The 22,125-nt window shown below is 68.8% G+C and carries 24 protein-coding genes and 1 pseudogene; 18 read left to right on the forward strand and 7 right to left on the reverse strand.

From position 1 onward, the window contains the following. The first annotated feature begins 2 nt into the window (after window positions 1–2). On the forward strand, window positions 3–1,076 hold the full coding sequence (gene prfA / locus V7004_RS03910) for a peptide chain release factor 1 (protein WP_334142341.1): 1,074 nt from the start codon (window positions 3–5) through the stop codon (window positions 1,074–1,076). After that, window positions 1,073–1,960, forward strand: coding sequence for a peptide chain release factor N(5)-glutamine methyltransferase (gene prmC, locus V7004_RS03915; protein WP_334142342.1), 888 nt, complete (start codon window positions 1,073–1,075; stop codon window positions 1,958–1,960). The genes prfA and prmC overlap by 4 nt, the downstream gene beginning before the upstream one ends. Here the strand turns inward: prmC and V7004_RS03920 are convergent. Together V7004_RS03920 and V7004_RS03925 are read right to left on the reverse strand one after the other, a co-directional pair. Further along, a complete protein-coding gene (locus V7004_RS03920) occupies window positions 1,950–2,603 on the reverse strand; it encodes a hypothetical protein (protein WP_334142343.1) in 654 nt (217 codons plus the stop codon). The genes prmC and V7004_RS03920 overlap by 11 nt on opposite strands. 151 nt (window positions 2,604–2,754) lie before the next feature. Continuing rightward, on the reverse strand, window positions 2,755–3,801 hold the full coding sequence (locus tag V7004_RS03925; protein WP_334142344.1) for a zinc-binding dehydrogenase: 1,047 nt from the start codon (window positions 3,799–3,801) through the stop codon (window positions 2,755–2,757). Window positions 3,802–3,876: 75 nt separating this feature from the next. Here V7004_RS03925 and V7004_RS03930 point away from each other — a divergent pair, with 75 nt between their 5' ends. Then, window positions 3,877–4,305: a Crp/Fnr family transcriptional regulator gene (locus tag V7004_RS03930; RefSeq protein ID WP_334142345.1), complete on the forward strand. Its 429-nt coding sequence runs from the start codon at window positions 3,877–3,879 to the stop codon at window positions 4,303–4,305. A gap of 18 nt (window positions 4,306–4,323) precedes the next feature. On the opposite strand, the gene V7004_RS03935 is transcribed toward V7004_RS03930, so the two are convergent. After that, window positions 4,324–5,841, reverse strand: coding sequence for an acetyl-CoA acetyltransferase (locus tag V7004_RS03935; RefSeq protein WP_334142346.1), 1,518 nt, complete (start codon window positions 5,839–5,841; stop codon window positions 4,324–4,326). Between the two features lie 25 nt (window positions 5,842–5,866). Between V7004_RS03935 and V7004_RS03940 the strand changes: the two genes are divergently transcribed. From V7004_RS03940 to atpC, 14 genes are read left to right on the forward strand one after another with little or no spacing between them, the layout of a single operon-like run. Continuing rightward, window positions 5,867–6,478 (forward strand): arsenate reductase/protein-tyrosine-phosphatase family protein, encoded by a 612-nt coding sequence (locus V7004_RS03940; protein WP_334142347.1) that lies wholly within the window; start codon window positions 5,867–5,869, stop codon window positions 6,476–6,478. Between the two features lie 14 nt (window positions 6,479–6,492). Then, window positions 6,493–7,737: a serine hydroxymethyltransferase gene (gene glyA / locus V7004_RS03945; protein ID WP_334142348.1), complete on the forward strand. Its 1,245-nt coding sequence runs from the start codon at window positions 6,493–6,495 to the stop codon at window positions 7,735–7,737. A 15-nt stretch (window positions 7,738–7,752) separates the two neighbouring features. Next, window positions 7,753–8,919, forward strand: a complete 1,167-nt coding sequence (locus tag V7004_RS03950; RefSeq protein ID WP_334142349.1) for a glycosyltransferase family 4 protein — start codon at window positions 7,753–7,755, stop codon at window positions 8,917–8,919. Between the two features lie 40 nt (window positions 8,920–8,959). After that, entirely contained in the window at window positions 8,960–9,214 is a 255-nt protein-coding gene (locus tag V7004_RS03955; RefSeq protein ID WP_334142350.1) for an AtpZ/AtpI family protein, read from the forward strand. Further along, window positions 9,207–9,656, forward strand: a complete 450-nt coding sequence (locus tag V7004_RS03960) for an ATP synthase subunit I (protein ID WP_334142351.1) — start codon at window positions 9,207–9,209, stop codon at window positions 9,654–9,656. Before V7004_RS03955 ends, V7004_RS03960 begins: the two co-directional genes overlap by 8 nt. Next, window positions 9,653–10,417, forward strand: coding sequence for a F0F1 ATP synthase subunit A (gene atpB, locus V7004_RS03965; RefSeq protein ID WP_334142352.1), 765 nt, complete (start codon window positions 9,653–9,655; stop codon window positions 10,415–10,417). Before V7004_RS03960 ends, atpB begins: the two co-directional genes overlap by 4 nt. 37 nt (window positions 10,418–10,454) lie before the next feature. After that, window positions 10,455–10,739, forward strand: coding sequence for an ATP synthase F0 subunit C (gene atpE, locus V7004_RS03970; protein ID WP_334142353.1), 285 nt, complete (start codon window positions 10,455–10,457; stop codon window positions 10,737–10,739). A gap of 22 nt (window positions 10,740–10,761) precedes the next feature. After that, window positions 10,762–11,322, forward strand: a complete 561-nt coding sequence (gene atpF / locus V7004_RS03975; protein ID WP_334142354.1) for a F0F1 ATP synthase subunit B — start codon at window positions 10,762–10,764, stop codon at window positions 11,320–11,322. A 20-nt stretch (window positions 11,323–11,342) separates the two neighbouring features. Next, a complete protein-coding gene (locus V7004_RS03980) occupies window positions 11,343–11,900 on the forward strand; it encodes a F0F1 ATP synthase subunit B family protein (RefSeq protein WP_334142355.1) in 558 nt (185 codons plus the stop codon). Beyond that, window positions 11,897–12,421: an ATP synthase F1 subunit delta gene (gene atpH, locus V7004_RS03985; RefSeq protein WP_334142356.1), complete on the forward strand. Its 525-nt coding sequence runs from the start codon at window positions 11,897–11,899 to the stop codon at window positions 12,419–12,421. The genes V7004_RS03980 and atpH overlap by 4 nt, the downstream gene beginning before the upstream one ends. An 11-nt stretch (window positions 12,422–12,432) precedes the next feature. Then, window positions 12,433–14,076 carry a F0F1 ATP synthase subunit alpha gene (atpA, locus tag V7004_RS03990; protein ID WP_334142357.1) on the forward strand — a complete coding sequence of 548 codons (1,644 nt, stop codon included), beginning with the start codon at window positions 12,433–12,435 and terminating at the stop codon, window positions 14,074–14,076. Between the two features lie 3 nt (window positions 14,077–14,079). Continuing rightward, window positions 14,080–15,060, forward strand: a complete 981-nt coding sequence (locus V7004_RS03995) for a F0F1 ATP synthase subunit gamma (RefSeq protein WP_334142358.1) — start codon at window positions 14,080–14,082, stop codon at window positions 15,058–15,060. Window positions 15,061–15,100: 40 nt separating this feature from the next. Next, complete coding sequence (atpD, locus tag V7004_RS04000; protein WP_334142359.1) at window positions 15,101–16,549, forward strand: F0F1 ATP synthase subunit beta; 1,449 nt, start codon at window positions 15,101–15,103, stop codon at window positions 16,547–16,549. After that, window positions 16,549–16,947, forward strand: a complete 399-nt coding sequence (atpC, locus tag V7004_RS04005) for an ATP synthase F1 subunit epsilon (protein WP_334142360.1) — start codon at window positions 16,549–16,551, stop codon at window positions 16,945–16,947. Before atpD ends, atpC begins: the two co-directional genes overlap by 1 nt. Before the next feature lie 6 nt (window positions 16,948–16,953). On the opposite strand, the gene V7004_RS04010 is transcribed toward atpC, so the two are convergent. After that, window positions 16,954–17,781, reverse strand: coding sequence for a PPK2 family polyphosphate kinase (locus V7004_RS04010; protein ID WP_334142361.1), 828 nt, complete (start codon window positions 17,779–17,781; stop codon window positions 16,954–16,956). Window positions 17,782–17,833: 52 nt separating this feature from the next. Next, entirely contained in the window at window positions 17,834–19,495 is a 1,662-nt protein-coding gene (locus V7004_RS04015) for an ABC transporter substrate-binding protein (RefSeq protein ID WP_334142362.1), read from the reverse strand. Between the two features lie 112 nt (window positions 19,496–19,607). On the opposite strand from V7004_RS04015, the gene V7004_RS04020 reads away from it, so the two are divergent. Next, complete coding sequence (locus V7004_RS04020) at window positions 19,608–20,558, forward strand: MBL fold metallo-hydrolase (RefSeq protein WP_334142363.1); 951 nt, start codon at window positions 19,608–19,610, stop codon at window positions 20,556–20,558. Window positions 20,559–20,586: 28 nt separating this feature from the next. Here V7004_RS04020 and V7004_RS04025 read toward each other — a convergent pair whose 3' ends face one another. Then, on the reverse strand, window positions 20,587–21,891 hold the full coding sequence (locus V7004_RS04025; RefSeq protein ID WP_334142364.1) for an alpha/beta hydrolase family protein: 1,305 nt from the start codon (window positions 21,889–21,891) through the stop codon (window positions 20,587–20,589). A gap of 49 nt (window positions 21,892–21,940) precedes the next feature. Continuing rightward, a pseudogene (locus tag V7004_RS04030) lies at window positions 21,941–22,125 on the reverse strand (hypothetical protein); the annotation flags it as partial.

The following is a 22,125-nucleotide window of genomic DNA, read 5'->3' on the forward strand; positions in this document are numbered from 1 at the left end:
CCATGCACGATCGCCTCGCCGACCTCGAGAAGGAGTACGTCGAGGTCGAGGCGCGCCTCGCGGATCCGGCCGTGCTCGCCGATCAGGTGCGCTACGCGGAGGTGGCCCGTCGCTACAAGGAGCTGGAGGAGATCGTCACCCGCTACCGGCGGCTCCGGGGGCTCCGCAATGATCTCGAGGTAGCGCGCGAGCTGTACACCGAGGCGGATCCCGCCGACCGGGAGCTGCTCCGGGCCGAGATCGACGCGGTTGAGCGCGAGATCGCCGAGCTGGACGAGGCGATCAAGGTGCTGCTGTTGCCCCGCGATCCCAACGACGGCAAGAACGTGATCGTCGAGATCAGGGGAGCGGAAGGGGGAGAAGAGGCCAACCTCTTCGCCCGTGACCTGTTCGAGATGTACCGGGCGTACGCGGCTCGGATGGGGTGGTCCCTGGAGGTGCTCGGATCGAGCCCTTCGGATCTCGGCGGGTTCACGGAGGTCACCTTCCTGCTCCGAGGTCCCGGTGTGTGGAGCCGGATGAAGCACGAGGCCGGCCCCCACCGGGTCCAGCGGGTCCCCGTCACCGAGTCCCAGGGGCGGATCCACACCTCCTCGGCGACCGTGACCGTGATGCCCGAAGCCGACGAGATCGACGTCGAGATCGACCCGAACGATCTCCAGGTCGACGTCTTCCGATCCTCGGGGCCCGGTGGGCAGTCGGTGAACACCACCGACTCGGCGGTTCGCATCACCCACAAGCCCACGGGGATCGTGGTGTCGATGCAGGACGAGAAGAGCCAGTTGCAGAATCGGGCCAAGGCGATGCAGGTCCTGCGGGCGCGGCTCCTGCAGCGGGAGCAGGAACGCCAGCACGCGGAGCTGTCCTCCGCTCGCAGGAGCCAGATCGGCGGTGGCGGCCGGTCCGAGAAGATCCGCACCTACAACTTCAAGGAGAACCGGGTCACCGACCACCGCATCGGCCTGACGCTGTACAAGCTCGACAAGGTGCTCGGAGGCGAGCTCGACGAGATCGTCGATGCGTTGGTCGCCGACGAGCGAAGCCGCCAGCTCCAGGCGGCCGGCTCCGCGGCGTGAACGACCCGCAGCTCGTGCCCTGGCGGGACTTCCTCCGGGAGGCGGAGCAGCGGCTGACCCAGGCCGGCCTCGCCTCGCCGCAGGTCGACGCCCGCCGCATCGTGGAGCGGGCCGGCGGCTTCGAGCCCGCCGAGCTCCTCGGCGCCCTGGACCAGCCTGCCGGCCGGCGAGCCGTGGGGTTCTTCGACCAGATGCTTGAGCGGCGGCTCGCCGGCGAGCCCTTGCAGTACGTCCTCGGTCGGTGGGGCTTCCGGACCCTCGATCTGCTGGTCGACCGGCGGGTGCTCATCCCCCGACCGGAGACCGAGATCGTGGTCGAGCACGCCATCGGTGAGCTCGATCGCCTGGCGGCGGCCAAGCAGGCACCACCGGTCGCGGCGGATCTCGGGACAGGATCGGGCGCGATCGCGCTCTCGCTGGTGGCCGAACGTTCGCAGGTGGAGGTGTGGGCCACCGACGCTTCGGCAGCCGCCCTCGAGGTCGCGGGCGCGAACCTCGCCGGGCTGGGGCAGCCCGCGACCCGGGTGCACCTTGCGGTGGGGGACTGGTTCGACGCCCTGCCCGCGGAGCTGACCGGCACGATCGATCTGGTGGTCAGCAACCCCCCGTACGTAGCGGAGGGGGACGAGCTCCCCGTGGAGGTCGCCGGCTGGGAGCCGCGGGCGGCCCTGGTCGCCGGCCCCACAGGCACCGAGGCGCTCGAGCACCTCCTGCGCGAGGCTCCCCGCTGGCTGGCGCGCCCTGGGGCGATCGTGGTGGAGCTCGCACCCTGGCAAGCCGAGCCGATGCGCCGGCTGGCGGTTGAGCTCGGTTACCTGGACACCCGTGTGGAGCGCGACCTGGCTGGTCGGGAGCGGGTGCTCGTGGCTCGCCTCAGCTCGTGAACGTCAGGCTCTTCACCAGTCGGTCGAAGGACGGGTGGTCCGCGTACACCGACTCCGACTGGATGACGTAGAGCATCGTGCCCTTGAGGACGAGCAGCGCCTTGGCCGTCGCGGGCTCGCCGTTGTGTTTGAGGCCCTTGACGGTGACGACCAGCGCCGGCTGCCCGCGAAAGGTGGTCTCCTGCACGTCCTTCGACAGGGTCCCTCCGAGCGCATCGGCCCAGGATCCGGCGAAGGTCCGGAGTTGCTCCTGCTTCGGGGTGCTGTCGCTGACGGGAACCTGGCTGTAGGAGACACTGAGGGTCGTCTCCGCTCCGATGTCGGTGTGGATGCGATCCATCCGACCGTCGTCGGCAGGGGGGTAGGGCTGGAACCCGTCGATCACCTCACCGGGCAGCATGACCGTGAAGCCGCCGTCGGCGTCGTCGAAGGGCTCCCAACCGTCGTAGTCCTGTCCCCTGAGGGCTGGCACCTGGTCGCGTACCGTGTCGACGACCGCGGCGTCGTCGCCGGTCATGCCGAGCACGACGGCGATCACCCCGATGAGGACCACCCCGCCGAGGCCGATCATCAGCACGGGGCCGAGCCCACGCTTCCTGCCCGCTGTCTGCCGCACGCTGACGCTCCCCGGGAGGGTCGGCATGTCGGTCATGCTGGCGCCACACAACCGGCAGTGGGGGACCTCGTCCTTGTGGGCCGCTCCGCACGAGGGACAGCGGTACTTAGCCATGGAGGAAAACTAGTCGCGGTCCAGGGGCTCGGGGGCCGGACCACCGCGATCCGGAGTGGTTCCCCTACACGGGCTCCACGAGGATCTTGGCGTGCTCGTCGGGGCTGGCGAGGGCCCGGAACGCCTCGGGTACCCCGTCGATGTCCACGTGGCCAGTGATCAGCGGCGCCACGTCGATGGTGCCCTCCGCTATCAGCCGTAGGGTGTCGGCGAACTCGACAGGGTCGTAGCCGAACGCGAACTGGACGTTGAGCTCCTTCACCACGCCTCGCATCGGTCGGATGACGTCGGGTTGCATGCACACCCCCACCACCACGATCTGGCTCTGGCGTGGAGCGGCACGAAGTGCGGTGTCGATCAGGCCCGGCACCCCGACGGCTTCGTAGAGCACGAGCGGCTTGCGCCCGTCGAGACGTCGCCAGGTGTCGATGGGCTCTTCCTCGCGGGGGTCGACTGTGGCGTGCGCCCCCAGGCTCGATGCCAGCTCCCGCCGGCGGGGAGAGAAGTCAGCTGCCACGATGGGCTCCACCCCCTTCAGCCCGAGGGCGGCGATCGTCGCCAGGCCGACCGGGCCGCAACCCAGCACGAGCGCGGCCGTCCCCGGGGCCGAGCGGGAGCCATTCACGGCGTGCATCCCCACGGCCATGGGCTCGGTGAGCGCCGCCGATCGGGGGTCGAGCCCGTTGGGCACCTTCAGCGCGAGAGGGTCGGAGAGCACCATGAGCTCCCCGTAGCCGCCGGGGTAGTCGTTCGAGTAGCCGATGGCATGGAGGCCGGTGGGGTCGAAGGTCACGGGAATCGAGACGACGACGTCACCCACCTGGCAGTTGCCGGTGTTGTCGCCCAGCGCGACCACCTCACCGCAGAACTCGTGGCCCATGACGACGTCACGAGAGGGATCCATCACCTTGGGCGCCGGCATCCCCGCCGGGGCGGCTCCGGTGGCTTCCGAGGCCATCTCGACCATCTCGTCCGCGTGGTCCAACGTGTGGAGGTCCGAGCCGCAGATGCCGCACGCGAGCGTGCGGACGAGTACCTGCCCCGCTCCCGGTTCCGGATCGGCGATCTCATCGACGACCAGCTGGCCCTGGCGCATCACCGCAGCTCGCATGATGACCCCCTTCGTGTCGGGGTCACCGTACCCTCGCCCAGGGCAGCGGAGGGCCGGGTGCTCTAGAGTCGCACCATGTTCGGGAGCAGGAAGAAGGCGGTCGACGGGGTCGCGAAGCTCAAGGGCGTCTCGTTTTTCGACGGCTTCACCGACGAGGAACTCCAGCGGGTGGCGGAGCTGGCCGACGACGTGGAGGCCGAGGCAGGCGCCGTGCTGGTCGACCAGGGGCGGGTCGGGCTGGAGTGCTACGTCATCCTCGAGGGCAGTGCGGGCGTGTACTACGGGGACGAGCACATCGCCACGGTGGGCCCCGGCTCGATGGTGGGGGAGATGGCGCTGGTGGAGCACCGGCCGCGCAACGCCACGGTCGTCGCCGAGACCCCGATGAAGCTGCTGGCGTTCGACACCAAGCACTTCAAGCAACTGCTCGAGGAGATGCCGAAGGCTCACGACCGGGTGATGGAGACGCTCGCGGCGCGCCTGCGTGCCCGTGGCGGGAACTGACCCGCCCCCGGCACTCGATCAGGCCAGTTCCAGGTTCCCGGCGGCGGAGAGCACGGCCTTGGCCCCGACCAGATCCTCGGCGATGAGGGCGTGCATCGCGGCGGGGTCGGTCGTGGCGCCCCAGGCCCGCCGCCCGTCCGCGGTGAGGCAGGCCGCCAGCGCCCGTTCTGGGCGGCCGTCGCGATCGTGCATCACCGTGTAGGTCTCGATCGCCACCTCGCCCTCGTGATCCTCTGCCAGCTCGCGGCTCGGGAGCGCGTCGACCTCGTCCTGGGGTTCGGCGTGACGGAAGCGGCCGGACGGAGGAGGCTCGGTGGAGTAGATGCCGAATGCGTGCTTGGTCACGTAGCCGCCGTTGGCGGTGCACAGCCCGAGCGAACCTGGGTCGTCGCGCAGGACACCGGCCATCGTGGCGATGGCGTGCATGACGTAGTTGTTCCACGGGCCCCCGGCGAAGCTCATCCCGCCCGTCACAGTGAGCTGGCGCCGGAGGCTCAGCCCGAGCTCACGAGCGGCGACCTGCACCGCGGACGGGAAGCAGCTGTAGAGGTCGACGTGGGCCACGTCGTCGATCGTCACGCCCGCCAGGTCGAGGGCCGCACGACCGGCGATGCGGATCGCCGGCGAGGAGTGCAGGTCGGCCCGGTTGGACAGGAACCAATGGTCGTGGGCATCGGCGCCCGCGTGGATGAAGACCCACCGGTCAGGGGCAACCCCGAGCGCTCGGGCTCGCTCCACCGAGCAGAGGATCAGTCCGGCGCCCTGCTCGACGTTGTTGTTCGAGTTCATCAGCTTCGTGTAGGGGAAGCCGATCATGCGGTTGTCAGGGGAGGGGGTGGCGATCTCCTCGGCGGTGTAGGAACGCTGGATCCAGGCATAGGGGTTGTCCGCCGCCACCTCGGAGAAGCGAGCCCACAGCTCGGCGAGCTGGCGCCGGTGCTCCGTGATCGACAGGCCCTGCTCCGCCCGGAGGGCGATGTCGAACATCGGGTACACCTGGACGGGCAGGAAGACCCCTCGCGACAGCTCGACGGGGTGGACCAGGTCGTGGTCGTCGCCGATCTGGATCGGTGGGGGTGTCCCGGGCGATTGGGTCGTCCAGCCGAGGTCAGCACCGGCTTTCTTGGCCTGGGTGCGGGTTCGCCAGGCTTCTCCCCCGGTGAGCAGCACCAGGTCGTTGCGGCCGGACTGGATGTCGAGGGCCGTGCGGTTGACCACCGTCTGCACGTAGTTGCCGCCCATCACCGTGTACTCGGTCGTGCGAGGCGTGGCGCCGATCCGCTGGGCGACCAGCGCGCCCGGATCGAGGTACCGCCACGACAGCTCGTTGATCACCCGGATGGAGTCCGCCCCCGCCAGGATCCCGCCGCGTCCCGCGTCGTGCTCGGCTCGTCGCAGCGCCTCGGCCATGAGATCGACGGGCTCGAGCGCGTCGTCACCACGGTCGACCCGCTGGGTGACCTGGCCCACACCGATCAGCACCGGCAACCGTGGATCCACCGCTCCTCCTCGCCTGGCCATCGCGCTGTCGCTCATCTTGACCGGTCGGTCAAGAGTACCGGTGGCGGGGGCCCTCACTACAATCCGCAGCATCGACGTCCTCGTGGTCTGCACCGGCAACATCTGCCGCTCGCCGATGGCCGAAGCGCTCCTGCGGCACCGTCTCACCGAGCGGGGGGTCGTGGCGCGGGTGTCATCAGCCGGTGTCACGGCGGAGGGCCGGCCGCCGTCGAGTGCCGCGGTGGAGGTGATGGCCGACTTCGGCCTGGCCATCGCCGAGCATCGCAGCAGTCTCCTCAGCCCCGAGCGGGTGGCCGGCGCCGATCTGATCCTGGCCATGGCCCGGGAGCACGTGCGCGAAGCCGTGGTGCTGGTGCCCGACGCGTTCCCGAGGACCTTCACCCTCAAGGAGCTGGTGCGGCTCGGTCGCGAGCGGGGCCCCCGCGGTGAGGGGGAGAGCATGGCGGGCTGGCTCGCCCGCATGCATGAGGGGCGCACGCCCTTGGCGCACCTCGGGTCCTCACCGGATGACGACGTCGCCGATCCCATCGGCCAGCGGATGGCCGTCTACGAGCGAACCGCCGACGAGCTGGCGGAGCTCATCGATTCCCTCGTCGAGCTCGCATGGCACAACGCCCCCGAGCCCGACGCCTCCCGCCTCGCCCCCATCTGACCCAGGAGACCGACATGAGCTGGCCCACCGAACGCGACACGGAGGTGTTCGGGCTGATCGACCGGGAGCTCGAACGCCAGAACACCACCCTGCAGCTGATCGCCTCCGAGAACTTCACGTCGCCGGCGGTGATGGAGGCCACGGGCTCCGTCCTCACGAACAAGTACGCGGAGGGCTACCCGGGCAGGCGCTACTACGGCGGCAACCAGCTCGTCGACGAGGTCGAGGACCTGGCTCGGGAACGGGCCAAGGAGCTGTTCGGCGCGGAGCACGCCAACGTGCAGCCGCACTCCGGTGCCAACGCGAACCTGGCCGTGTACCTGGCTGTGCTGGAGCCCGGCGACAAGGTCATGGGCATGAGCCTCGACCACGGTGGCCACCTCACGCACGGCTCGCCGGTGAACATCAGCGGCCGCTACTACGACTTCGTCTCCTACGGCGTGACTCCCAGCGACGAGCGCCTCGACTACGACCGGGTGCGAGAGCTGGCCAGAGCCGAGCGACCCAAGCTCATCATCGCCGGCGCCACCGCCTACCCGCGGGTCATCGAACCTGCCCCGCTACGGGAGATCGCCGACGAGGTCGGCGCCCTTCTCATGTTCGACGCCGCCCATATCGCGGGGCTCATCGCCGGCGGTGTGCACCCGAACCCGGTCCCGCACGCGGACATCGTCACCTTCACCACCCATAAGACGCTCCGAGGTCCCCGAGGGGGCTGCATCCTGGCGCGAGCCGAGCTCGGGCCGGCCATCGACAAGGCGCTGTTCCCCGGCCTGCAGGGTGGCCCGCTCGAGCATGTCATCGCGGCCAAGGCCGTCGCCTTCCGCGAGGCGATGCACCCGAGCTTCGCCACCTATGCCGCCCAGGTGGTGGCCAACGCCCGAACCCTGGCCGAAGCGCTGGCCCAGGAAGGCTTCCGTCTGGTGTCGGGCGGCACCGACAACCACCTGATGCTCGTCGACCTGCGCCCCTTCGACGGAGAGCTGACCGGCAAGGAGGCGCAGGCGGCCCTCGACCGGGCGGGCATCACCCTCAACAAGAACACGATCCCCGACGATCCGCGCTCGCCGTTCGTCACCAGCGGGGTGCGGATCGGTACCCCCGCGGTCACCACGCAAGGCATGCGGGAGGCTGAGATGGTCACCATCGCCGGCCTCATCGCCCGAGCGCTCCGTCACCGCACCGACGACGGCGAGCTGGCCGCCGTCCGGGAGGACGTGGCCACCCTCTGCTCCAAGTACACCCCCTATCCCCGCTGAGGCGAGTCCGGGCCCGTGCCGTCGTTCGAGGCCTACGTCACGGTCCTGGCCGTCACTGTGGTGATCACCCTGGGCCTGACGCCACTGGTGCGCCGGCTCTCGGTGCGCCTCGGTGCGGTGGTCAAGCCCGACGAGCGCCGAGTGCACGAGAGGCCGACACCGACTCTCGGTGGCGTCGCGATGATGGGCGGGCTGGTCGCGGGGATGGCAGTCGCTTGGCGACTCGATGCCTTCGACGAGGTCTTCGCCGGGAGCACCGAGCCCCTCGGTGTGCTGGTGGCAGGCCTGCTGATCCTCGCCGTCGGGGTGATCGACGATCTGCGCGAGGTCTCGGCTCCCGCCAAGCTCGCCGGCATCGTGGTCTCCGCCAGCGTCCTGGTCATCTCGGGGGTGAGCCTGCTCGTGCTGCGTGTGCCGTTCCAGGGCACCTTCCTGCTCTCGCCGGACTGGAGCTACCTGGTCAGCGTGCTGTGGGTGGTGGGCATGACCAATGCCATCAACCTCATCGACGGGCTCGACGGGTTGGCTGCCGGGATCGTGGCCATCGCGGCGGGCACCTTCTTCCTCTACGCGCTCCAGCTGACGGACGCGGGACTACTGCAGGCGGGGAACGTCGGTCCCCTGCTGGCGGTGATCATCGTGGGCATGTGCCTCGGGTTCCTGCCGTGGAACCGCCACCCGGCCCGCATCTTCATGGGTGATGGTGGCGCCCTGCTGCTGGGCCTGCTGATGGCGGCCTCGACCATGGTGGTGGGGGGCCGCACCGACCAGCCCTTCAGCGGCCAGTCATTCTTCTTCTTCGCCCCGCTGCTCATCCCGCTGCTGATCCTGGGGGTGCCGATCCTCGACACGCTGCTGGCCATCGTGCGGCGGGCTACTCGCCGTACCGGGGTGGCCACGGCAGACAAGGATCACCTCCACCACCGGCTGATGCGGCTGGGGCACGGTCACTGGCGCAGCGTGCTGATCCTCTGGGCTTGGACCGCGCTGCTCTCGGGCTTCGTGCTCTATCCCACGTACTCGGGTCGGGGCGACGGGATCGTCCCCATCGGGATCGCCGCCCTCCTGCTGGCCCTGTCCACCATCCTGCACCCGAGCCTGCGAGGATCGCGACCGGACACCCAGGCCGCCCCGGTCCGGGCCGAGGACCGGGGATTTGCGGAGCAGGGGCACCCCGAATAGTTTGCGAACTGCTTCACAAGCTCCGGATCAGGGTTGTCTGGTGGACGTTTCGCAACGGCGCGAAGTCACGCAGCAGATGTACAAGAGCAGCGGAGGGTTCGAGCTCGCGCTCAGCCCGGTGCTCTTCGCGTTGGTCGGCCTGCTCATCGACCGCTCGCTGGGGATCACCCCGATCCTCACGGTCATCTTCGCTGTCGTCGGGCTCGCGGGTGTGAGCGTGAAGCTCTACTACGGATACAAGATCGAGATGGAACAGCACGAGGCCAGCGCGCCATGGGCCAAGCGTCATGACTGAGGCCCTCACGAGGACGCTTGACGGTCCTGCCCCCGAGGGGCAGCTCGTGCGCGACATGCTGCGCCGGGCCGCGTGGGCTGCCCCGGCGATGATCGTCGCGTTCGGGCTGATCTGGGGCGTACCCGGCGCGCTGTCGACCGGCTACGCGATCGGCCTGGTGTGTGTGAACTTCGTGCTCGCCGCCACCGTCATGGCCTACTCGGCGAGGATCTCGGTGGCCATGATGGGCGTGGCCGCGATGTTCGGCTTCCTGATCCGGCTCGCCATCATCTTCGCCGCCGTCCTGCTCGTGCGCGACGCATGGTGGGTCGAGCTGGTGCCCCTCGGCGTGACCATCATCGTCACCCATCTCGGCCTGCTGTTCTGGGAGATGAAGTACGTCTCCGCCTCGCTCGCCTTCCCGGGCCTCAAGCCCAAGACCCAGGAGTACACCCCAACGTGATCTTCGGTCTCGAGTTCCCCGAGTTCAAGACGATCGTCGAGTGGCCGAGCGCCTTCGGCGAGGGCACGTGGTACGGCTTCAACAAGATCGCGCTCATCAACGTGATCGCGGTGGTGGCCACCGCCCTGCTCTTCTTCATGGCACGCAAGGGGGAGCTGGTACCCCGCGGCGCACAGAATCTCGCCGAATCGGCTGTCGGGTTCCTCAAGGACGGCATCATCATGCAGACCATCGGTCCCGACGGCATGCGGTACCTGCCGTACCTGGCGAGCCTGTTCTTCTTCATCCTGATCGGGAACCTGTTCGAGATCATCCCCTTCTTCCACATGCCGGCGAACGCCCGCATGGCCAACCCCGCCCTGCTGGCGATGATCACCTGGGTCTTCTTCATCGCCGTGGGGTTCAAGCACCAGGGACCCATCAAGTACCTCAAGAGCGCCCTCTTCCCGCCCGGCGTACCGGCGGCGCTCTATCTGCTGGTGACCCCGATCGAGTTCATCTCCACCTTCATCGTTCGACCGTTCTCCCTGGCGGTCCGACTCTTCGCCAACATGCTCGCCGGCCACATCCTGCTGGTCACCTTCAGCGTGCTCTGCATCACTCTCTGGGTGCTCGGCCCGCTGCTCGCGGTGTTGCCCGCGTCGTACTTCATGCTCGTCGCGCTCACCGGGTTCGAGCTGATGGTGGCATTCCTGCAGGCCTACATCTTCACGATCCTGGCGGCCGTCTACATCGGCGGCGCCATGCATCCTGACCACTGAGATCTCCAACTCACCACACGAGGAGAAACACACGACAATGAGCACCCTGTCCACGCTCGGCATCATCGCCCAGGAGGCGGCGCAGACCGCCGCCGACGTCAAGGCCGCGGCGGCCGCCCAGAGCGCCGGTTACGCGTACGGCCTCGCGGCCATCGGTCCGGGCATCGGCATCGGCTACCTGGTCGGGCAGTCCGTCCAGGCCATGGCCCGCCAGCCGGAGGCGGCCGGCATGGTCCGCACCACGATGTTCCTCGGCATCGCCTTCACCGAGGCGCTGGCCCTCATCGGTTTCGTGGTGTTCATCCTCCTCAAGTTCGTCTGATCACCGACCAAAGGAGCATCACGTGGTCGTCGCCACGGCCCTCCGGGTCGCCTCCGAAATCTCTCAGGCGATCCAGGAGGATGAATCCTCCAACCCGATCCTCCCGGTCTCCAACGAGCTGTTCTGGGGCGCCCTCACCTTCGCGGTGCTGTGGATCCTCATGAAGTTCGTCCTGCTACCTCCGGTCCTGCGGGGCATGGAACGCCGGGAAGAGAAGGCTCGGGCTGACCTCGCCGCAGCCGAGCAGGCGAGGGAGGCTGCCGCGGCCAAGCTCGCGGAGTACCAGGCGAGCCTGGCCAGCGCGAAGGCCGAGGCGGTGCGCATCCTCGAGGATGCCCGGGCCCAGGCCGAGGCGAAGCGCAAGGCGGTGATGGCCGAGGCCGAGGCCGATGCGGCGGCGGTGCGGGCCCAGGCCGCGCAGGAGGTGGCCGCCGCCAAGGCCGCGGCCCGAGCCGAACTTCGCGAGAGCCTGGCCGACATCGTCGTCGCGGCAGCCGGCGCGGTGGTGGAGAAGCCGCTCGACCGCCAGGCACAGCTGCAGATCATCGAGGATTACGTGAACCGCGCCGGTTCGCAGAACTGAGCACGAAAGCAGGACACGACATGGTCAACCTCCTGGTTCTCGCAGCGGAAGGCGGCGGGCACGCGGGGAACGGCTTCATCCTCCCCCACGACTTCAATGAGGTGATCTGGGGCTCATCCGCGTTCATCGTGGTCGCGGCCCTGCTCATCTGGAAGGGTGGTCCCGCGATCCGCAACCTCTGGAACGGGCGCATCGAGCGGCTGAGTAACGAGCTCTCCGAGGCCGCCACCGCCCGTATGGAGGCCGAAGCCGCGCTGGCCGATGTCGAGGGCCGGATCGCCAACGCCGATCAGGAACGGGCACGGATCCGCTCCGAGGCTCATCAGACCGCGGCTGCCCTCGCCGAGCAGATCGCGGCGCGGGCCGAAGCGGACGCCGCCGAGCTGCGGGCACGAGTGGCCGCGGACGCCGAGGCCTCGAAGGCCCAGGCCGCCGCGGATCTCAAGGCGGAGCTCGCCGAGCTGGTCGTGGGAGCGGCTGAGGCGGTGGTGGCCCGGAACCTCGACGGCCAGACCCAGGCCGAGCTCGTCGAGCGTTACATCACCAGCCTGCGGTCGTCGGGGGTGAGCGCCCGATGAGCGATCGAACCGCCCTGTACGCCGAGGCGTTCCTGGATGTCCTGGCCGCCGAGGGAAACGTCAACGAGGTCCAGGACGAGCTCTTCCGCTTCGCCCGGGTGGTCGAGGGCAACGACGATCTCCGTCAAGCGCTCGGCGACCCGCACCTCCCGGTAGAGAAGCGCCAGCAGATCGTCGAGGACCTTCTCGGTGGAAAGGCCAGCCCCACCACCATCGCGCTGGTGTCGCTCGTGGTGGGCACCGGGCGCATCCGTGAGCTCTCCGACATCGTCGACCACCTGCTCGCCCGCACCGCAGCATCGGGCAACAAGTCGGTGGCGGAGGTGCGCTCCGCGGTGGAGCTCACCGATGACCAGAAGAAGCGGCTGGCCGAGTCCATCAAGGAAGCCACGGGACGGGATGTGGACATCGTCGTGATCGTCGACCCCAACGTCCTGGGGGGCATCGTGACCCAGATCGGCGACACCGTCATCGACGGCTCTGTCCGGTCCCGTCTCAGCAAGCTGCGCGAGTCGTTCTGAGGAGAACGCCAATGGCTGAACTCACCATCAACACCGCCGATATCACGGCCGCTCTGCAGAAGAACCTGGCGGGCTTCCAACCGGAGCTCGAGACCAAGCAGGTCGGCCGGGTGCTGGAGGTCGGGGACGGCATCGCGCGGGTCTCGGGCTTGCCTGACGCTGCCGTGAACGAGCTGCTCGAGTTCGAGGGCGGCACGGTTGGACTGGCCCTGAACCTCGACGAGGACTCCATCGGTGCGGTGGTTCTCGGTGACGCCGAGCGGGCCGCGGCCATCGAGGAGGGTTCCGCGGTCCGGGCCACGGGCAACATCCTCCAGGTGCCCGTGGGCGACGCGCTGCTGGGGCGGGTGGTCAACGCACTGGGCGAGCCGATCGACGGTCGGGGCCCCATCACCGGTGCATCGATGCGCCGGATGGAGATCCAGGCGCCCGGCATCACCGGCCGCAAACCCGTGCACGAGCCGCTCCAGACCGGCATCAAGTCGATCGACGCCATGACCCCGATCGGCCGCGGTCAGCGCGAGCTGGTCATCGGCGACCGCAAGACCGGCAAGACGACCGTCTGCATCGACACGATCCTGAACCAGAAGGGTCAGGGCGTGAAGTGCATCTACGTCGCCATCGGGCAGAAGAGCTCGACCGTCGCCCAGACCGTGAACACCCTGCGCGAGCACGGCGCGCTCGACTACACGGTGGTGGTGGTCGCACCCGCGTCCGATCCCGCGCCGTTCAAGTATCTCGCCCCCTATGCCGGTTGCGCGATGGGCCAGCACTGGATGGACAACGGCGAGCACGCGCTCATCGTCTACGACGACCTGTCCAAGCAGGCCGAGGCCTACCGGCAGCTCTCACTCCTCCTGCGACGCCCGCCCGGCCGTGAGGCCTATCCCGGGGACGTCTTCTACCTGCACAGCCGGTTGCTGGAGCGGGCGGCCAAGCTCTCCGACGAACTCGGTGCGGGGTCGCTCACGGCGCTGCCGGTGATCGAGACCAAGGCCGGCGACGTGTCGGCGTACATCCCCACCAACGTGATCTCCATCACCGACGGCCAGGTCTACCTCCAGGAGGACCTCTTCAAGTCGGGTGTTCGCCCTGCGGTCGACGTGGGCATCTCGGTGTCCCGGGTGGGTGGTGCCGCGCAGATCAAGGCGATGAAGAAGGTCTCCGGCACGCTCAAGCTGGACCTGGCGCAGTTCCGGGAGCTGGAGGCCTTCGCCACCTTCGGCTCCGAGCTCGACAAGGTCTCCGCCGCTCAGCTCGAGCGCGGCTACCGGCTCACCGAACTGCTCAAGCAGGGTCTCAACTCGCCCATGCCCGTGGAGGAGCAGGTGGTGGTGATCTTCGCCGGCACCGGTGGCTACCTCGACGACATCCCCGTGGCGGACGTCAAGCGCTTCGAGAACGACCTGCTCGACTACATGCGTGGTCGCCACCCGGAGATCCTCCAGACCATCCGCGAGACGGGCGACCTCCCCGAGGGCGATGCACTCGCCGATGCAGTCGCCGCGTTCAAGGATGAGTTCGTGCCCTCCGAGACCGTGGGAGAGCAGCCCGCGGGCGAGGAGGTCGGTGACGCCGAGCTGCGGCGGGCGGGCGGCCGGGCCGAGGCCACCCTGCCCGAAGACGAGATCCATCGCGCCGAGGAAGAGGGCTAGCCCATGGCGGGAGGCCAGGAGCGCATCCTTCGCCGGCGCATCCGCAGCGTCGAGTCCACCAAGAAGATCACCCGCGCCATGGAGCTGATCGCGGCCACCCGGGTCGTCAAGGCCCAGGAGCGGGCCGCCGCGGCCCGCCCGTACGCGGAGCAGATCACCGCGGTCATCCTCGACCTGGTGAAGGCCGGTGCCGCGAAGGACAGCCCGCTCCTGCGAACCCATCCCGAGGCGAACAAGGCCGCCATCGTGGTCATCACCAGCGACCGGGGCCTGTGCGGCGCGTACAACAACACGATCATTCGCATGGCCGAACGCGAGGTGCAGGCCTACCGCGCCGAGGGGCTCGACTACGAGCTGGTGTGCGTCGGCAACAAGGCCATCAGCTACTTCACGTTCCGCAACTACCGCATCGCGGCCCGTTTCACCGGGGTCACCGACCAGCCCACCTACGATCAAGCCCGCGAGATCGCGGGGGCGATCCGGGGTCCGTTCGAGAACGGGGAGCTGCAGTCGGTGGACCTCGCCTACTGGCGGTTCGCGTCGGCAGGCTCGCAGGAGGCCGTCATCCGGCGGTTCCTGCCGCTCCAGGTCGAGGAGGACGGCAACGGCGCCCCGGGGCCGAGCGCGGATCTGGAGTACGAGCCGTCGCCGACGGTGATCCTCGGCGAGCTCCTTCCTCGCTACGTCGAGGCTCGCATCTACTCGGCGCTGCTCGACGCATCGGCTTCTGAGCACGCCGCTCGCCAGCGAGCCATGAAGTCGGCGACCGACAACGCGGAGGAGCTCAAGATCACCCTCACCCGGATCATGAACCGGGCGCGCCAGGATGCCATCACCACCGAGATCATGGAGATCGTGGGTGGTGCGGAGGCCCTCAAGAAGGGCAAGGGCGAAAAGGAAGACATCCTCGTCGATCATCTGATGCCCGAGCACCTCTTCGACCAGCACCTCGATCGTCTCGACACGACCCGATCGCTCCACTGACGCCAGACCGCTCGCACGCAGCACAGGAGACCAATCACCGATGACCGTCACCGACAACCAGCCGAGCACGGGACAGCAGCTGAAGGATGGCCGAGTGGTGGCCATCGCCGGTCCGGTGGTCGACGTCGAGTTCCCTCGCGGCGCCCTCCCGGAGATCAACACCGCGCTCGAGATGACCGTCACCATCGACGGCAAAGACGTCACCGTGGTGTCCGAAGTCGCCCAGCAGATCGGTGACAGCCGGGTGCGGGTGGTGTGCATGAAGCCCACCGACGGCCTCAAGCGCGGTACGCCGGTGCGCAACACCGGGCGGGGTATCTCGGTGCCGGTGGGCGACGCGGTGCTCGGTCACGTCTTCAACGTCATCGGCGAGCCGCTCGACACCCCGGAGCTGGAGGGCATCTCGGAGCGCTGGGAGATTCACCGTGAACCGCCGCCCTTTGATGCGCTCGAGCCCAAGGCCCAGATGTTCCCGACGGGCATCAAAGTCATCGATCTGCTCACGCCGTACCTCGCCGGTGGCAAGATCGGCCTCTTCGGTGGCGCTGGGGTGGGCAAGACGGTGCTCATCCAGGAGATGATCAACCGGGTGGCGACCGAGCACGGCGGCGTGTCGGTGTTCGCCGGCGTGGGAGAGCGGACCCGTGAGGGCACCGATCTCTGGCTCGAGATGCAGGAATCGGGTGTGATCGAGAAGGCCGCCCTGGTCTACGGGCAGATGGACGAGCCCCCGGGCGTGCGCCTGCGGGTCGCGCTGTCTGCGCTGACCATGGCCGAGTACTTCCGTGACGTCCAGGGCCAGGACGTGCTGCTGTTCGTCGACAACATCTTCCGCTTCGTGCAGGCTGGCTCGGAGGTGTCGACCCTGCTCGGGCGCATGCCGTCCGCCGTGGGGTACCAGCCCACGCTCGCGGACGAGATGGGCGAGCTGCAGGAGCGCATCACCTCGACCCGAGGCCGGTCCATCACCTCCCTCCAAGCCGTGTACGTGCCGGCCGACGACTACACCGACCCGGCGCCGTTCACGACGTTCACCCACCTCGATGCCACCACCGAGCTGTCACGCCAGATCGCGTCGCTCGGCATCTACCCGGCCGTGGATCCGCTGGCCTCGACGTCGACCATCCTGGCACCAGAGGTAGTGGGCGAGCGCCACTACAACGTGGCCCGGCGGGTCCAGGAGGTCCTCCAGCGGTACAAGGAGCTTCAGGACATCATCGCCATCCTCGGCCTCGACGAGCTCTCCGAGGAGGACCGCATCACCGTCGACCGGGCCCGTAAGGTGCAGCGGTTCCTCTCCCAGCCGTTCAACGTGGGCGAGGTGTTCACTGGTCTCAAGGGGGTGACAGTGCCCGTCGAGGACACGGTCGAGTCCTTCGAGCAGCTGGTCAACGGTGACCTCGACGATCTGCCGGAGCAGGCCTTCCTCAACGTCGGTGACGCGGACTCAGCCCGGGCCAAGGCACGCGAGCTCGAGAAGAACGCCTGATGCCGCTGCACGTCGAGCTCGTCTCGCCGGAGCGCACGCTGCTCTCGGCGGAAGCCACGATGGTGCAGGCGCGCACCATCGGCGGGGGTGATATCGCCTTCCTGCCGGGTCACGCCCCCTTCATCGGTGCTCTCGCGATCCACCCCGTGTCGATCCGCCTGACGGACGGTCGCGAAGAGATCGCCGCCGTGCACGGCGGGTTCATCGAGGTGTCGAACGACCAGGTGAAGATCCTCTCCGACATGGCCGAGCTGAGCAGCCAGATCGATGTGGAACGAGCCCGGCGGGCCCAGGAGCGAGCGGAGGAGGCCATCCGTCGCGGCGACGACGTCACCGCTCAGGCGGCACTGCAACGAGCCCATGCCCGCCTGGCGGCATCCGGCCGCCCCGTGGCCTGAGAGTCGTCAGTCCTCGACAGTGATGCTGTCGAGGTCGCCGGCGGGGCGGGGGTAGGACATACCCAGCGACTCGAGGGCCTCGATCAACACGGTCGAGACCACGAGGTTGCGGTACGGCTTGTGGTCCGCGGGCACGATGTACCACGGCGCCTGCTCGGTGCTGGTGCGGCTGATGGCCTCCGCGTAGGCGAGCTGGTAGTCGTCCCAGAGCTTGCGTTCCTCGAGGTCCCCGTGCTGGAACTTCCACTGCTTGCGGGGGTTGCGGAGCCGCTCTTCCAGCCGCCGGCGCTGCTCCTGGCGTGAGATGTGCAGGAAGAACTTCCGGATGATCGTGCCCTCGTCGGCGAGCATCCGTTCGAAGTCAGCGATGTGCCCGTAGCGACGCCGCCACACCTCCTCCGGCACGAGCCGGTGGACCCGCGGCACCAGCACGTCCTCGTAGTGGCTGCGGTTGAAGATGGTGAGCCGGCCGGCTTCGGGCACCCGCTGGTGTACCCGCCACAGGTAGTCGTGAGCGGCCTCGGCATCGTTCGGGCGCTTGAAGTTGATCGCAGTGACGCCGAGCGGGTTGATGGTCCGGAACACGTGCTTGATCGTGCTGTCCTTGCCGGAGGTGTCCATGCCCTGGAGCACGACCAGCACCTTGTGCTGCCGGCCGGCAGCGAGCAGGTTCTGCAGATCGGCGAGCTTCTCGTTCAGCTCGGCCAACTGCCTGGTCGCGTCGTTCTTGTGACTCCCCGAATGCTCGTGGTCGGAGGTCGGCCAGTTCGCGAGGTCGACCACCGTGCCGGCGGGAACCCGGTACCGCTCGACATCCAGACGGGGAGTGCCCACGTTCCCTCCTCGAACGCGCCAGCAGGTCGCGCCGAGTCTGGCCCACGAGCGGTCAACTGCGCAGCCAGACCTGCCACAGCGGGTGGCTACCGCCGAGCAGCTCGATGCCCTTCTGGCCGCCCGGCAGGCGGTAGTTCACCACGTTCACCAGCCGGTTGTTGGCCACGATGGAGATCTGCGCATGGTAGAGCCAGATGTAGGGGAGATCCTCGGCGAGGTACCGCTGCACCTGCTGGTAGAGCTCCTTCTCACGAGCCGGGTCGGTGGTCTCCCGGGCCTCGTCGAGCGCCGCACCGATCCGCTCGTCGCGGTTGCGGGCGAAGTTCAGCGCGATCTCGGGGATCGGCTTGGCGGTGTTCGGGTGCCACCAGACGGAGTCGCCGAGCGGGTGCGGCGAGTCGAACTGCCGCCAGATCGTCGCCTGGTAGTTGCCCGTGGCGACGTTCGTGATCAGCTGCGCCTGCTCGATCGGTTCGATCTGCACGTCGATGCCCGCCTGCTCCCATTGGCTCTCCAGGAGCTGGAGGGCGCTCAGGGAGGAGGCGTCCCCACCGCCGAGGATCTTGAACGAGAAGCGGCCGCCGTGGCGTGCCTTGACCTCCTGGACCGCCTTCTTCGCTGACGGGAGGTCGTAGCCGGGGTAGTCGGTCTCGGTGTACCACGGGGAGCTGGGTGAGAAGGGGCCGCGGGCGACCTCGTAGAAGCCGTCGTGGAGGGTGTTCACGAAGGCCTGTGCGTCGGTCGCGAGGGCCAGAGCCCGGCGGGCCTCCAGGTCGTCGAACGGCGGAGCCATGGTGTTGAGCTGGATGAACACCTCGGCCGTCTCACCGCTGACGTCGTTGAAGACCTGGAACGTGCCCTGCTCGCCCAGCTCCGCAAAATGCTCGAGCTGGCGAGCGGTGGCGGCCTGCATGATGTCGATGTTGCCGGCTTCGAGGCTCGCAGCTCGCGAATCGTTGTCGGAGAGCGGGCGGAACTCGATGCGGTCCAGGTAGGGGTAGCGGGTGCCGGAAGGGTCCACCCGCCAGTAGTCCGGGTTCCGCTCCACGATCAGCCGCGCGTCGGGCACCCACTCCTTGAACACGAAGGCACCGGTGCCGACCGGGTCGGTCTTCGACCCGCTGCGAAGCCAGTCCGGGTCGGCGACCACCCCGATCTGGGTGGTGAGGGCGTAGGGGTAGTTCACCCACGGTCGCTTCATCCGCACCAGCACGTCGAGCGGGCCGAGGACCTCGAACGACTCGATCGGCTCGAACGGCGCGGAGGTGAGCACCGAGGACTTGAGGAAGTCGAAGTTCTCTTTGACCAGGGCCGCGTCGACCGTTCTGCCGTTGTGCAGCCTGACACCGGGGCGCAGGCGGATGGTCCATTCCGTGTAGGTGTCATTCGGAACGAGTGCCTCGGCGAGATCAGGCTGCGCGTGGCCGTCCGCGTCGTAGGCGGCGAGGGTGTCGAAGAAGGTCCGAGCCACCTGGAGCCCTGCCGGGCCCCACTTGCTGTTCGACGGGTTCCACCCGTCGGACTCGGCTTCGATGCCGTAAATGATCTGTCCTCCGGAGAGGGCCGCGCCGTTGTCCTCGATGACGCCGGTGTTCTGGAGCTGTTCGGTCCGAGGCTTCCCGCCCTCTGACCCGCAGGCCGCCGCGACCAGGGCAACGGCGATCAACACGACCATGACGATCGGGCTGGGGCGGGTCGGGCCAGCGTCGTTCATCCTTCTCCCACTGATGACGGTGCCGGATTCGCTCCACGCTAGGGGTCTGCCTGACGTCCTGCCAGGTCGCGTGTCGGGCGTCGCCGTCTCCCGATCCCTAGGCTCGCGGATCGTGGAGTTGGTCGAGGTGGCACCCCACGTGCATGCCTGCTTGCAGCCCGACGAAGGACTCGGCTACAGCAACAGCGGATTCGTCGACCGGGGCGGCGGGCTCGTGGTCGACACCTTCTGGGATCTGCCCCGCACCCGCAGGCTCGTTGCGCTCTACGGCTCGATCGATCCGCGCCCGCCGCGTCGGCTGGTCAACACCCATCACAACGGCGACCACTGCTGGGGCAACCAGCTCCTCGCGGAGCTTGGCACCGAGATCATCGGGCACCGGCTGTGCGCGGCTTGGATGGCCCGAGACGTTCGACCGGAGACGTTCGTCTCGCTTTGCGACGCGGACGACGCCAGCCTCGGCCCGATGGCCGAGTTCGTTCGCGCCTTGCGACGGTTCGACTTCCGGGGGATCGAGCCAACCCCGCCCACGACGATCATCGACCGCGACACCGATCTCGACCTTGGCGACACCATGGCCCGGCTCCTCTACGTGGGGCCGGCGCACACCGCGGGAGATGTGGTTGTGCACCTTCCCGAGGAAGGGGTGGTCTTCACCGGCGACATCCTGTTCAACTGCTGTACCCCGATCGGCTGGGAGGGCACGTTCGCCGGCTGGATCACCGCGCTGGAGCGTCTGGAGGCGCTCGACCCTGCCGTGGTGGTGCCCGGGCACGGACCGCTGGGGGACGTGACCTCGCTCCGCCAGCAGCGGGAGTACCTGACCTACGTCCACGGCGAGGCCCGGCGCTTCTTCGACCAGGGCCTGCCACCGCTGGAGGCAGCCAAGCGCATCGAGCTCGGCCCCTACCTCGGGTGGACCGAACCGGAGCGGCTCGCGTTCCAGGTCGATCGTGCCTACCGCGAGCTGCGTGGTGAGCCGTGGGATACCCCGGTCGACGCGGGTCGGGTCTTCGCGGAGATGGCCACGCTACGCGAGCACCTGGCGGCGCGCTCGCCTTGACGGCCCGGCTGGTGGTCCGGGAGGCCGGTCAGCCGCCGGTGCCGGTCTCGATCGCCGGGGCCGTGGTGACCGTCGGGGGAGGCTCGAGTGTCGTGGTCGTGGTGGCCTCGATGGTGGTCACGGTGGTCGACGGCGGAGGGATCGTGCTGGCCGGCGTGGTGGTCGACGGCACGGTGGTCGTGCCACCCGCCGAGGCGGTCGTGGTCGGCGTGGGTCGGGTCACCCGCCGGCGCTGCTCGAAGGTCGGTGGGGGTCCACCGGTGTAGTTCGGGGCGTTGGCCAGGTCGATCGACGACGCCTCCGCTGGCCGCGGCGGCCGTTGCGGGAAGCGGTCGTTCAGCCATCGGAGCACCTCCGATGCAGCCTGCTCGCCCAGCCTGCTCAGCCGTTTGCCGCCACTCGAGTCGAACCCGTGACTACCGCCCTCGATCACGACGGTGGTCGCCTGCTGCCCAGCGGAGCGGAGCCGTTCGGCGAACTCGTTCTGGTGCTCGATGATGAGGTTCCAGTCCCGGTCGCCGGTGATGAACAGCGCCGGGCCTCGGGCCGCGCTCGCGCTGGCCATCGCGTCGGCATGATCCCAGCGGTCTCGCACCTGGGGATCCTTGCTGTCGTCGGGACCGCCGTAGTACTGGGTCGAGTACTGCATCGAGCCGTCGTAGGTGTGGTAGAAGCCGATGAACCCGTTCACCTCGTCGGAGATGCCGGGCCACAGCTCCGGCCCCTGGAAGTACGGGTCATCCGGGTGGGTGTAGGCGACCGATCCCAGGCGGGCCCCGGCCGACATGCCCTGCACGACGATGCGCTCGCGGCGGATACCGGTCGCGTTCGCGGTCCCTCGTAGGTACTGCACCGCAGCCTTGATGTTCTGCTCCGGGCGGGGGAACACCGGGCGTTCGCCGCCGGGGGTGAAGAGGTGGTAGGCGGGCATGAGCACCACGTAGCCCTCGGCGAGCAGGCGGCTGGCCCAGGGGCGCATGCCGGTCGGCCCACCGCTCACGCCGCTGCCTCCGTGGACGATCATCACCGCCACGTCGCGCTGGTCCTTCTCGGGTCGGCACAGTTCGCCCTGGAAGGCCTGCACCGCGGAGGGCGGGGTGTAGGTGACCTGCCTGCACGCCCCGGGAGCCACGCCGGGATCGGGGAGCGGGTCGAGACCCTGGTCGGGCGGCGCGTCAGCGCTGCTCGCCGCGGCCTGCTCCCCGGTCGCGCCGCCCGAGGCTCCACCCCCTCCCGCGGCCTCGCTACAGGCCGCGAGGAGCAGGCTCAACGACGCCACGAGCACGGCCAGCCGGAGCGAGAGCGAGCTGCGGTTCGGGGGGACGGTGGGCACAGCGCTCACCATTCTCGCGTGCCAGCGAGCTCGGTCGGTCTCATGTCCGCTACTCCGGCAGTCCCGGGGCGCGGCGGTCGCGGGTGAGGCCCGCCACCCGCTGGGCGAGCGCCTGCCGGTCGATCTTCTGCATGGCGGTGAGTGGCAGCTCCTCCACGATCTGGATCGCCTCGGGCAGCTTGTAGCTGGCGAGCTGCCGTTCAGCGAAGGCCTGCAGCTCCCGGAGGGTGGGTG

The organism is Rhabdothermincola sp. (assembly GCF_036846205.1).
GTDB lineage: Bacteria > Actinomycetota > Acidimicrobiia > Acidimicrobiales > Acidimicrobilacustridaceae > Rhabdothermincola.

Bases quoted from the DNA above. Each gene is read 5' to 3' on its own strand.
- prfA (WP_334142341.1), top strand. From the start codon at position 3: ATGCACGATCGCCTCGCCGACCTCGAGAAGGAGTACGTCGAGGTCGAG.
- V7004_RS03920 (WP_334142343.1), bottom strand. From the start codon at position 2,603: ATGCCGACCCTCCCGGGGAGCGTCAGCGTGCGGCAGACAGCGGGCAGG.
- V7004_RS03925 (WP_334142344.1), bottom strand. From the start codon at position 3,801: ATGCGAGCTGCGGTGATGCGCCAGGGCCAGCTGGTCGTCGATGAGATC.
- V7004_RS03930 (WP_334142345.1), top strand. From the start codon at position 3,877: ATGTTCGGGAGCAGGAAGAAGGCGGTCGACGGGGTCGCGAAGCTCAAG.
- V7004_RS03935 (WP_334142346.1), bottom strand. From the start codon at position 5,841: ATGAGCGACAGCGCGATGGCCAGGCGAGGAGGAGCGGTGGATCCACGG.
- glyA (WP_334142348.1), top strand. From the start codon at position 6,493: ATGAGCTGGCCCACCGAACGCGACACGGAGGTGTTCGGGCTGATCGAC.
- V7004_RS03960 (WP_334142351.1), top strand. From the start codon at position 9,207: ATGACTGAGGCCCTCACGAGGACGCTTGACGGTCCTGCCCCCGAGGGG.
- atpE (WP_334142353.1), top strand. From the start codon at position 10,455: ATGAGCACCCTGTCCACGCTCGGCATCATCGCCCAGGAGGCGGCGCAG.
- V7004_RS03980 (WP_334142355.1), top strand. From the start codon at position 11,343: ATGGTCAACCTCCTGGTTCTCGCAGCGGAAGGCGGCGGGCACGCGGGG.
- atpH (WP_334142356.1), top strand. From the start codon at position 11,897: ATGAGCGATCGAACCGCCCTGTACGCCGAGGCGTTCCTGGATGTCCTG.
- atpA (WP_334142357.1), top strand. From the start codon at position 12,433: ATGGCTGAACTCACCATCAACACCGCCGATATCACGGCCGCTCTGCAG.
- V7004_RS03995 (WP_334142358.1), top strand. From the start codon at position 14,080: ATGGCGGGAGGCCAGGAGCGCATCCTTCGCCGGCGCATCCGCAGCGTC.
- atpD (WP_334142359.1), top strand. From the start codon at position 15,101: ATGACCGTCACCGACAACCAGCCGAGCACGGGACAGCAGCTGAAGGAT.
- atpC (WP_334142360.1), top strand. From the start codon at position 16,549: ATGCCGCTGCACGTCGAGCTCGTCTCGCCGGAGCGCACGCTGCTCTCG.
- V7004_RS04015 (WP_334142362.1), bottom strand. From the start codon at position 19,495: ATGAACGACGCTGGCCCGACCCGCCCCAGCCCGATCGTCATGGTCGTG.